This is a genomic window from Mycobacterium sp. NPDC006124, assembly GCF_040614235.1.
In the GTDB taxonomy this organism is placed as follows: Bacteria; Actinomycetota; Actinomycetes; order Mycobacteriales; family Mycobacteriaceae; genus Mycobacterium.
The window spans coordinates 373,044-382,265 of sequence record NZ_JBEXUA010000005.1 but is presented as its reverse complement, the minus strand read 5'-3'; the positions used below and the strand labels follow the sequence as shown (position 1 = coordinate 382,265).

Genomic DNA, 9,222 nt, shown 5'->3' with positions numbered 1-9,222 from the left:
TTCGTCGCGGCAAAGGAATTGCAGGCGCCCTACGATCTGGTGGCCGAGGTGGCGCGGGCCGGCAAGCTGCCGGTGACGCTGTTCACCGCCGGCGGCATCGCCACCCCGGCCGATGCGGCGATGATGATGCAACTCGGCGCCGAGGGTGTCTTCGTGGGGTCGGGGATCTTCAAGTCGGGCAACCCCGAGGAGCGGGGCGCGGCGATCGTGAAGGCCACCACCTTCTACGACGACCCCGACGTGCTGGCCAAGGTGTCGCGCGGGCTGGGTGAGGCCATGGTCGGCATCAACGTCGAGGAGATCGCGCAGCCGCACCGGCTCGCCGAGCGCGGCTGGTAGCGAGCGGACGACGAGTGGCGATCGAAGAGATCCTCGATCTGGAGCAGATCGAGGTCAACATCTACCGCGGCGGGGTGTTCAGCCCTGAGTCGGGATTCCTCCAGCGCACGTTCGGCGGCCACGTCGCGGGGCAGTCCTTGGTGTCGGCGGTCCGCACCGTCGACCCGAAGTACCAGGTGCACTCGCTGCACGGGTACTTCCTGCGCGGCGGCGACGCGAGGTCCCCCACGGTCTACAGCGTCGAACGGCTACGCGACGGCGGGTCGTTCTGCACGCGCCGTGTCTCGGCGATCCAGCACGGCGAGACGATCTTCTCGATGTCGGCGTCGTTCCAGACCGACCAGAGCGGCATCGAGCACCAGGACGTCATGCCCGCGGCGCCACCACCCGACGACATCCCCGACTTCAAGTCGGCGAGCAAGGTGTTCGACGACGCCAGCTTCCGGCAGTTCGACGAGTGGGACGTCCGGATCGTGCCGCGCGACCAGATGACGTTCCTGCCCGGCAAGGCGTCCCAGCAGCAGGTCTGGTTCCGGCACCGCGACCCGATGCCCGACGACCCGGTGCTGCACATCTGTGCGCTGGCCTACCTGAGCGATCTGACCCTGCTCGGCTCGGCGCAGGTCAACCACGTCGAGGAGCGCAAGCACCTGATGGTCGCCTCGCTGGACCATGCGATGTGGTTCATGCGGCCGTTCCGGGCCGACGAATGGCTGCTGTACGACCAGTCGTCGCCGTCGGCGTGCGGTGGCCGTTCGCTGACCGAGGGCAAGCTCTTCAACCAGTACGGCGAGATGGTCGCCTCGGTGATGCAGGAGGGTTTGACCCGCTACGTGCGCGACGTCAGCCCGTCCGCCACGTGACGGTCCGCGTCGGCGTGCTGGCCCTGCAGGGTGACACCAGGGAGCACGTGGCGGCCTTGACCGAGGCCGGCGCCGAAGCGGTCACGGTGCGACGGCGCGCCGAACTGGACTCGGTGGACGCGCTGGTCATCCCGGGTGGCGAGTCGACCGCGATGAGCAAGCTGCTGCGTGACTTCGAGTTGCTGGAACCGCTGCGCGGCCGGCTCGCCGACGGCATGCCCGCCTACGGATCGTGCGCCGGGATGATCTTGCTGGCCAGCGAGATCGCCGACGCCGGAGTGCCGGGCCGCGAGGCCCTGCCGCTGGGCGGAATCGACATGACGGTGCGGCGCAACGCCTTTGGTCGACAGGTCGACTCCTTCGAGGAGGACGTCGCCTTCGACGGGCTCGACGGTTCGGTGCACGCGGTGTTCATCAGGGCCCCGTGGGTCGAGCGGGTCGGACCCTCGGTCGAGGTGCTGGCGCGGGCCGGTGGGCATCCCGTCGCGGTGCGCCAGGGCCGCACGCTGGCCACGGCGTTTCATCCGGAGATGACGGGCGACCGGCGCGTGCACCGCCTCTTCGTCGACTCCCTCTAGCGGTTCGTGCCGGCGTCGTCGGCGGGGAGCGTTGGGAGGACGAGCCGCGACGAGGATCGGATGGTGTTCACGCTGCTGGTTCCGACGGTGGCGTGCCGGAATCCCATGATGGCGGGCGTCTCGGGATTTTGATCGTCGCTGGTGACGGTCAACCGGATGCGGTCGCCGGCCGCGAATCGACGGGCGTTGGCCACCAACGGAATTCGATACTCTACGTCCTGGCCGACGGGCACCGCCACCGCGGTTCGGCACGGCAGCACCGGGGCGCCGGGGGTGCTGGCGGCCTCGTCGACGTCTCGCAGGCTGGCCCGCAGCCAGCCAGCCGTGACGTCCTCGACGGTGCCGTCCGCAGCGACGTGCTGCAGCGTCGCCATCCACGCCGTGTCGGCGGCGGTGGCCGCCGCGGTCATTCGAAGTTCCACGTTGCCTACGAGGTCGAGCGCGGTCGGCAACGGGGCGCTGGTCCAGGACAGCAGCGCGGGCGGGTCGACGGGGCTGGACGCGACCCGGCCGAGACCGCCGCCGAGCGCCATCAGTTCCCTCGCCCCGGCGGTGCCCTCATCGACGGCCAGCACTCCGTCGGCGCGCAACGCCCACTCGGTCAGCCTCGACTCCGCGGGTGGCCACTGGTCGGCGGTGCGCCAGCCGTCAGCGCCGGGTAGCACGTACCGAATTGGCGCCCCGTCCATGATTCCGGTGTCACGGCCCTTGAGCCAGTGGTCGTACCAGGCCAGCGCCTCGGTGTGGAGGCTCTCCCACGGCCAGGTCAGGCCGAATCGCCCCAGCATCCCCATGCGAACGTTCGGGTTGTGCGCCAACGCCCTCCACGCGACGAAGGTCGACGGCAGGTGCAGCGGAACGTTCTCCCAGTCGCAACCGAGGTACACCGGCACCTCGATCCGGTCGAGCAGGCCGGTGAGATCCCGGTCGTCCCACCAGGCATCCCGTACCGGGTGCTTCACCATGACGTCCAGCCACAGGTCGTCCCACGGGTGCGGGTCGTGGGGCAGCTTGAGCATCTGGCGCAGCACGGTCACGGCCGCTTCGCCGTTCATCGTGCCGAACCGGCGGTGCAACGGGGGAGCGTGCAATACCTTGCGCGCCACGTCCAGTGGCGGACTCCGCCAGAACGCGCTGCTGCGCTCCGAAGTCAGCCCCACCATGGACAGGAACGGCGTGATGAACGACGAACTGGTCAATCCGTGGTGGGTGGCGGAGTCATACAGGTCGGCGGTGACGGCGAGCGGGAAGATCGCCTTGAGGTGCGGCGGGCGTTCGACGGCGGCCTCGAGTTGGGTCATGGCGAAATAGCTGATGCCGATCATGCCGACGTTGCCGTCGCACCACGGCTGGGCGGCGGCCCACTCGACGAGGTCGTACATGTCCCGGCGTTCTTGGGCGTCGAAGAAGCCGAACTCGCCCCCGGAGCCGCAGGTACCGCGCACGTTGGCGATGAGGTGGACGTAACCCCTGGTCACCCAGAAGTCGGTGTCGCCGGCCTCGACGAATCCCATTGGCGCGCCGAGGTTCTGGATCTGGCGGGGATAGGGGGAGGCGGCGATGAGCACCGGGAAGCGCCCGTCGGCGTCGGGGCGGTGTACGTCGGCCAGCAGGTCGACGCCGTCGCGCATCGGCACGGCGAGGTCGTGGTCGTGGCGGACGCGATGCGTCGGCTCGCTGAGGTGGCGATAGTCCCGGCCGGTGGTCTGCGGGCCGTTGAGAAGCGTCGGCGACATGAGTTTCACGCTACGTTGAGACATAGTCTCAACGCAAGGGGAAACTCTTGCTAGGCTTCCGGAATGCCGAAGAAGACCTCGCCCGGTCCTCGCGACGAGCGGGGCGTGTTGTCGGGGCGCATCCTGGCCGCCGCCCGCGACGAATTCGCCACCCACGGGTGGGCGGGCACCACCCTGCGGGCCGTTGCCAGGGCCGCCGACGTCGACCCCGCCCTGATCTACCACTACTTCGACTCCAAGGAGGGGCTGCTCGACGCTGCGACGACGCCGCCGCAGCGATGGCTTGACGCCGTTGCGGCGACCTGGAACACGGCGCCCGACGAGCTCGGGGCCGCGCTTCTGCGCTTGATGTTGAGCGCGTGGGCCGACGACGAGATCGGGCCCGTGCTGCGCGCGGTGCTGCTGACCGCCGCGCACGAGCAGTCCACCAGGGAGAAGCTGCGCCGCATCGTCGAGGGCAGCCTGATGGGCGTGTCCCGGCTGGGCGCCGACGACCGCGACCGCGCGGTGCGCAGCGGGTTGATCTCGTCGCAGATGATGGGTCTGGCGCTGATGCGATACGTGTGGCGGGTGGAACCGATCGCCTCGATGACCGACGACGAGCTCGTCGGTGCGGTGGGCCCGAATCTGCAGCACTACGTCGAAGGGGAGCTCGCGGTCGAACCGACGTCGCAGCACGTAGACTGATCGATCGGACTTCGCCATAGAGCACCAACTTCGCAGTAGAGAAGAAGAGGTAGTACCTGCATGAGCGGCCATTCCAAGTGGGCCACCACCAAGCACCAGAAGGCTGTCAAGGATGCGCGCCGCGGCAAGGAGTTCGCCCGGCTGATCAAGAACATCGAAGTGGCGGCCCGGACCGGTGGCGGTGACCCGGCGGGCAACCCGACGTTGTACGACGCCATCCAGAAGGCGAAGAAGACCTCGGTCCCCAACGACAACATCGAACGGGCCCGCAAGCGCGGTGGCGGGGAAGAGGCGGGCGGCGCCGATTGGCAGCCCATCACCTACGAGGGCTACGGGCCCAACGGTGTGGCCGTGCTCATCGAGTGCCTCACCGACAACAAGAACCGCGCCGCGAGCGAGGTGCGCATCGCGATGACCCGCAACGGCGGCAACATGGCCGACCCCGGCTCGGTGTCCTACCTGTTCACCCGCAAGGGCGTGGTGACGCTGGAGAAGAACGGCCTGACCGAGGACGACGTCCTGACCGCGGTTCTCGACGCCGGTGCCGAGGACGTCGTCGACCACGGCGACACCTTCGAGATCGTCTCCGAGCCGACTGACCTGGTGGCCGTGCGCACTGCGCTGCAGGACGCCGGCATCGAATACGACTCGGCCGACGCCAGCTTCCAGCCCTCGGTGTCGGTGCCCGTCGACGTCGAGGGGGCCCGCAAGGTGCTCAAGCTGGTCGACGCCCTCGAGGACAGCGACGACGTGCAGGACGTCTGGACCAACGTCGACATCTCCGACGAGGTCGCCGCCCAACTCGACGAGGACTGACCGCTAGGGCGTCAGTACCGCGACCGCCTCGGCGATCGAGGCGTCGCCGGCGACGAGCTCGAACGTCACCCCGCCGGTGGCGGGGGCGTCCAGCAGTGCCAGCAGCATCGCCGCGACGTCGGCGCGCGGGATGGTGCCACGACCGGTTGATTCCGCCACACGCACGCGATCGTTGGCTGGGTCGTCGGTGAGCCCGCCGGGTCGCACGATGGTGGTGTTGAGGGCCGACCGCTCGCGGACCGCCGCGTCGGCGGCCGCCTTGGCGGCCAGATACGCGGTGAACACCTCGTCGTCGCCGGTGTCGGGTTCGTCGGCGCCCATCGCCGAGACCATGAGGTAGCGGTGGACTCCGGCCTTCTCGGCGGCGTCGGCCAGCAGGATGGCCGCGTCGCGGTCGACCGTGGTCTTCCTCTCGATCCCGCTTCCCGGGCCTGCGCCCGCGGCGAACACCACCGCATCCGCGTCGCGCAGGTGCCCGGCAACCTCGTCGACCGTCGCGTTCTCCAGGTCGACGACGACGGGTTCGGCGCCCGCGGCCTCCAGGTCACCCGCGTGATCGGGGTTGCGGATCAGGCCGGCCACCGAGTCGCCTCGATCGGCGAGCAGCTTCTCCAGGATCAGGGCGATCTTGCCGTGTCCGCCCGCGATGACGACGCGCATCAGTTGCTCTCCTTCGTTGCGAATACTTGAGAATCATCGGCGAATGCCTTGAACTCCAACGCATTTCCCGCCGGATCGAGTAGGAACATCGTCCATTGCTCACCGGGTAGGCCCGCGAAGCGCAGATACGGTTCGATCACGAACTCGGTGCCGTGAGCACGCAGTCGTTCGGCGAGGCGGTGGAATTCGTCGACGGTGAGCAGCAACCCGAAGTGCGGGACCGGGACGTCGTGACCGTCGACCGGGTTGTGCGTTCGGGTCGGGCCCGTGGGAGCCAGGTGGGTGACGAACTGGTGGCCGTGCAGATTCCAGTCGACCCACGACTCCGCGCTGCGGCCCTGCTCCAGGTGCAGCACCGTGCCGTAGAAGTGCCGCGCCGCGTCGAGGTCGTCGACGGGCACCGCCAGGTGGAAGCGTGGGAGGCGGGAGTGAGGATCGGTCACCCCTCCAAGCTATCCCCCTGCGAGGAAGGCTCCGATCGCCCGGGCGGTCTGTTCGGGTTGGTCCAGCATGACGAGCACGTGGGCGTCGTCGACGTAGCGCAGGGTGGCGCCGGTCAACTCGGCCAGCCGGTGGGCGTGCGCATCGGGCATCACCGGATTGCGGCTCCACAGCATCAGCACGTCGCCTCGAAAGCGGGCGAGGCTCTCGGTGGCCCGCACCAACTCCCGCGGGTCGAACCGGGTCCTTGCGTACTTGATCAGGTCTCGACGCAGCGCCGGGTTCTGCAGCGCATGGGCGAACCAGTTCTCGACGATCGGCTGGGGGATGGGCTTCTTGGCCATCATCCCGAACAGCAGATAACGCCGCCGCCACCAGTCGACCGAGAGGAGCCGCATCGCCAGCGACACCGTCGCGGGGCTGAGGGTCAGTACCCGGGTGGCCTTGCCGGGCAGGCCGGGCGGGAAGTTGTCGAACGCCTCCGATGGGCAGACGACCAACCGCCGCACGCGGTGGTCGCGTCCGGCGTCGGTGAGGAAGAGCGGCCCGCCCCAATCGGTGACCACGAGCACGGCGTCGACGAGGTCGAGGGCGTCGAGGAAGTCGGCGACCAGGGCCACCATGCCGGGCATCGTGAGGTCGGCGTCCTCGCGCATCGGGACGCGGTGGCCACCCAACGGCAGCACCGGCAGCAGATACCGGAAGCCGCCGGGGAGAAGGGGTAGCACCAGGTTCCACTGGGCGTCGTTCATGAGGAGCCCGTGCAGCAACACCACCGGGGGACCGGTCGGGTCGCCCTCCTGTCGGTATTCGATCGTGCCTGCGGTCAGTTCGACGGACTGCATGGCCGCACCTCCGTTAGAATCACTGTTCTAGAACGTGCGCTCTAGTGTGGTCCGAGGAGGCGACGATGGCAAGGTCCACGCGGGAGTCGATCGTGACCGCGACCGCGGAACTGATGCGGGTCAAGGGGTTCGGCGCGGTGGCGATGAAGGACGTCGTCGCCGCATCCGGCGCCCCCATCGGGTCGCTCTACCACCACTTCCCGGGCGGCAAGACCCAGATCGCCCGGGAGGCGCTCGTCGACGCGGGCGCCGCCTACGGACTGCTGATCCCCACGTTGATGGCGCCCCACCACGATCTGGGCGACGGCCTCGAGGCCGTGTTCGGCCAGGCCGCGACCGACATGGCCGAGACCGGCTACGCGAACATGTGCCCGGTGGGCAGCGTGGCGGCCGAAGTCGCCGACACGGTCGACGAACTCCGGGAGGCGACCGCGACAGTCTTCACCGGATGGGTCGAGGGCGGCACCGCCTACTTCGCCTCGCGGGGCGTGCCGTCCGACGCCGCCCGCGACCTGACGGTCACCGTGGTCAGCGCGCTGGAGGGCGCGTTCATCCTCGCCCGCAGCCTGCGTGACGTCGAACCGCTGCGCGCCGTCGGCCGGGTCCTCGGTGCCCGATACCGCGGCGTGGCGCTGACCGCCGAGGCCGAATCCGCGCGCCCCCACGCCAACAGCACCTCTGATTGAATGCGGGAATGCGGTGGTGTCGCGATGCCGAGGGTGTGCGCTGGACCGTTCGGCGCAGCTGGTGGCCCTTCGGTGAGGGCCTGTGGTCCTCCGACGACGCGGGTCCGCTGTTCTGGATCGCGGCGCTCTACACCGTATTCGTGGTGATCGGCTGGCCGGTCTGGCTGGTGGCGAAACTGACCAACCTCTCGCCGTGGACGATCAAGATCCGACGACGGGGCAAGGTCGTACGGTCGGAGAAGGTGAAGGGTCTGGCCGCGTCTCGGCGACGAATGGTCGAACTCGTCGAGGAACTGTCCGTGCCACGCCCGCCCGAGGGTGAGCCCGGCGAGGCGGGCATGTCGCTGACCCCTGACCCGTACCGGAGCCGTTAAGGTATCGAACAGCTGTTCGTACCGTCGGCAGCGCGTCGTCGTAGGGAGTCGCAGTGCGGGTGATGGGCGTCGATCCTGGGCTGACACGGTGTGGTCTGTCGGTCATCGAGACCGGCGGCGGCCGCAAGGTGATCGCCCTCGACGTCGACGTGGTCCGGACGCCCTCGGACCAGCCGTTGCACAAGCGGTTGCTGACGATTAGCGACACCGTCGAGCACTGGCTGGACACCCACCGGCCCGACGTGCTCGCGATCGAACGGGTCTTCGCCAACAACAACGCCAACACTGCGATGGGCACCGCGCAGGCGGGTGGCGTCATCGCCTTGGCCGCCGCCAGGCGCGACATCGACGTGCACTTCCACACGCCGAGTGAGGTCAAGGCCGCCGTCACGGGCAACGGTCGCGCAGACAAGGCTCAGGTCACCGAGATGGTGACCAGAATCCTTGCGCTGCAAGCCAAACCGACACCCGCCGATGCCGCCGACGCGCTGGCGCTGGCCATCTGCCACTGCTGGCGGGCGCCGATGATCGCCCGCATGGCCGAGGCCGAGGCGCTGGCCGCCGAACAACGCCGCAAGTACAAGGCCCGGCTGAAGGCGGCGACGTGATCGCCTCGGTGCGGGGAGAGGTCCTCGACATCGCCCTCGACCATGCCGTCATCGAGGCCGCCGGAGTCGGCTACAAGGTGCTGACCACGCCGACGACGCTGGCGACGCTGCGTCGCGGCGCCGAGGCCAGGCTCGTCACCGCGATGATCGTGCGCGAGGACTCGATGACGCTCTACGGCTTCGCCGACGCCGAGTCGCGGGACCTGTTCACCGTCCTGCTCTCGGTATCCGGCGTGGGGCCCAAGATCGCGTTGGCGACCCTCGCCGTCTACGACGCCCAGACGCTGCGTCAGGCGCTGGCCGACGGTGACGTCACCGCACTCACCCGGGTGCCCGGCATCGGCAAGCGTGGGGCCGAACGCATGGTGCTCGAACTTCGGGACAAGATCGGAACGGTCGCGGCGACCGGCGGTAGCGCCGCCGTCGGCGGGCACGCCGTCCGCGGACTGGTGGTCGAAGCCCTCGTCGGACTTGGCTTCCCGGTGAAACAAGCCGAGGAGGCCACGACCGTAGTGCTCTCCGCGGACCCCGAGGCCACGACGTCGAGCGCGCTGCGCGCTGCGCTGTCCATGCTGGGGAAGAATTAGCG

The 9,222-nt window shown here is 69.1% G+C and carries 12 protein-coding genes and 1 pseudogene; 9 read left to right on the top strand and 4 right to left on the bottom strand.

Going from position 1 to position 9,222, the window contains the following annotated elements; all coding sequences use genetic code 11:
- The 3 genes and pseudogenes from ABZ195_RS13840 to pdxT all read left to right on the top strand — a co-directional run.
- Window positions 1-339: pseudogene (locus tag ABZ195_RS13840) on the top strand (pyridoxal 5'-phosphate synthase lyase subunit PdxS); the annotation flags it as partial.
- 14 nt (window positions 340-353) lie between these two features.
- Complete coding sequence (gene tesB / locus ABZ195_RS13835; protein ID WP_355218504.1) at window positions 354-1,202, top strand: acyl-CoA thioesterase II; 849 nt, start codon at window positions 354-356, stop codon at window positions 1,200-1,202.
- Window positions 1,199-1,780: a pyridoxal 5'-phosphate synthase glutaminase subunit PdxT gene (gene pdxT, locus ABZ195_RS13830; protein ID WP_355218502.1), complete on the top strand. Its 582-nt coding sequence runs from the start codon at window positions 1,199-1,201 to the stop codon at window positions 1,778-1,780. The genes tesB and pdxT overlap by 4 nt, the downstream gene beginning before the upstream one ends.
- Here the strand turns inward: pdxT and ABZ195_RS13825 are convergent.
- A complete protein-coding gene (locus tag ABZ195_RS13825; protein ID WP_355218500.1) occupies window positions 1,777-3,516 on the bottom strand; it encodes a CocE/NonD family hydrolase in 1,740 nt (579 codons plus the stop codon). The two genes, pdxT and ABZ195_RS13825, sit on opposite strands and share 4 nt — an antisense overlap.
- Before the next feature lie 63 nt (window positions 3,517-3,579).
- On the opposite strand from ABZ195_RS13825, the gene ABZ195_RS13820 reads away from it, so the two are divergent.
- Window positions 3,580-4,203, top strand: coding sequence for a TetR family transcriptional regulator (locus tag ABZ195_RS13820; RefSeq protein ID WP_355218498.1), 624 nt, complete (start codon window positions 3,580-3,582; stop codon window positions 4,201-4,203).
- A 60-nt stretch (window positions 4,204-4,263) separates the two neighbouring features.
- On the top strand, window positions 4,264-5,019 hold the full coding sequence (locus ABZ195_RS13815; RefSeq protein ID WP_355218496.1) for a YebC/PmpR family DNA-binding transcriptional regulator: 756 nt from the start codon (window positions 4,264-4,266) through the stop codon (window positions 5,017-5,019).
- Window positions 5,020-5,022: 3 nt separating this feature from the next.
- On the opposite strand, the gene ABZ195_RS13810 is transcribed toward ABZ195_RS13815, so the two are convergent.
- The 3 genes from ABZ195_RS13810 to ABZ195_RS13800 are packed head-to-tail and all read right to left on the bottom strand — an operon-like array spanning window position 5,023 to window position 6,965.
- Window positions 5,023-5,679 (bottom strand): NAD(P)H-binding protein, encoded by a 657-nt coding sequence (locus tag ABZ195_RS13810; RefSeq protein ID WP_355218494.1) that lies wholly within the window; start codon window positions 5,677-5,679, stop codon window positions 5,023-5,025.
- On the bottom strand, window positions 5,679-6,122 hold the full coding sequence (locus ABZ195_RS13805; protein WP_355218492.1) for a VOC family protein: 444 nt from the start codon (window positions 6,120-6,122) through the stop codon (window positions 5,679-5,681). The genes ABZ195_RS13810 and ABZ195_RS13805 overlap by 1 nt, the downstream gene beginning before the upstream one ends.
- 9 nt (window positions 6,123-6,131) lie before the next feature.
- On the bottom strand, window positions 6,132-6,965 hold the full coding sequence (locus ABZ195_RS13800) for an alpha/beta hydrolase (protein ID WP_355218490.1): 834 nt from the start codon (window positions 6,963-6,965) through the stop codon (window positions 6,132-6,134).
- Between the two features lie 65 nt (window positions 6,966-7,030).
- Between ABZ195_RS13800 and ABZ195_RS13795 the strand changes: the two genes are divergently transcribed.
- The 4 genes from ABZ195_RS13795 to ruvA are packed head-to-tail and all read left to right on the top strand — an operon-like array spanning window position 7,031 to window position 9,220.
- Window positions 7,031-7,651, top strand: a complete 621-nt coding sequence (locus tag ABZ195_RS13795) for a TetR/AcrR family transcriptional regulator (RefSeq protein ID WP_355218488.1) — start codon at window positions 7,031-7,033, stop codon at window positions 7,649-7,651.
- Window positions 7,652-7,659: 8 nt separating this feature from the next.
- Window positions 7,660-8,025 carry a hypothetical protein gene (locus tag ABZ195_RS13790; RefSeq protein ID WP_355218486.1) on the top strand — a complete coding sequence of 122 codons (366 nt, stop codon included), beginning with the start codon at window positions 7,660-7,662 and terminating at the stop codon, window positions 8,023-8,025.
- Window positions 8,026-8,078: 53 nt separating this feature from the next.
- Complete coding sequence (ruvC, locus tag ABZ195_RS13785) at window positions 8,079-8,633, top strand: crossover junction endodeoxyribonuclease RuvC (protein WP_355218484.1); 555 nt, start codon at window positions 8,079-8,081, stop codon at window positions 8,631-8,633.
- A complete protein-coding gene (gene ruvA / locus ABZ195_RS13780) occupies window positions 8,630-9,220 on the top strand; it encodes a Holliday junction branch migration protein RuvA (protein WP_355218482.1) in 591 nt (196 codons plus the stop codon). The genes ruvC and ruvA overlap by 4 nt, the downstream gene beginning before the upstream one ends.
- Window positions 9,221-9,222: the final 2 nt, after the last annotated feature.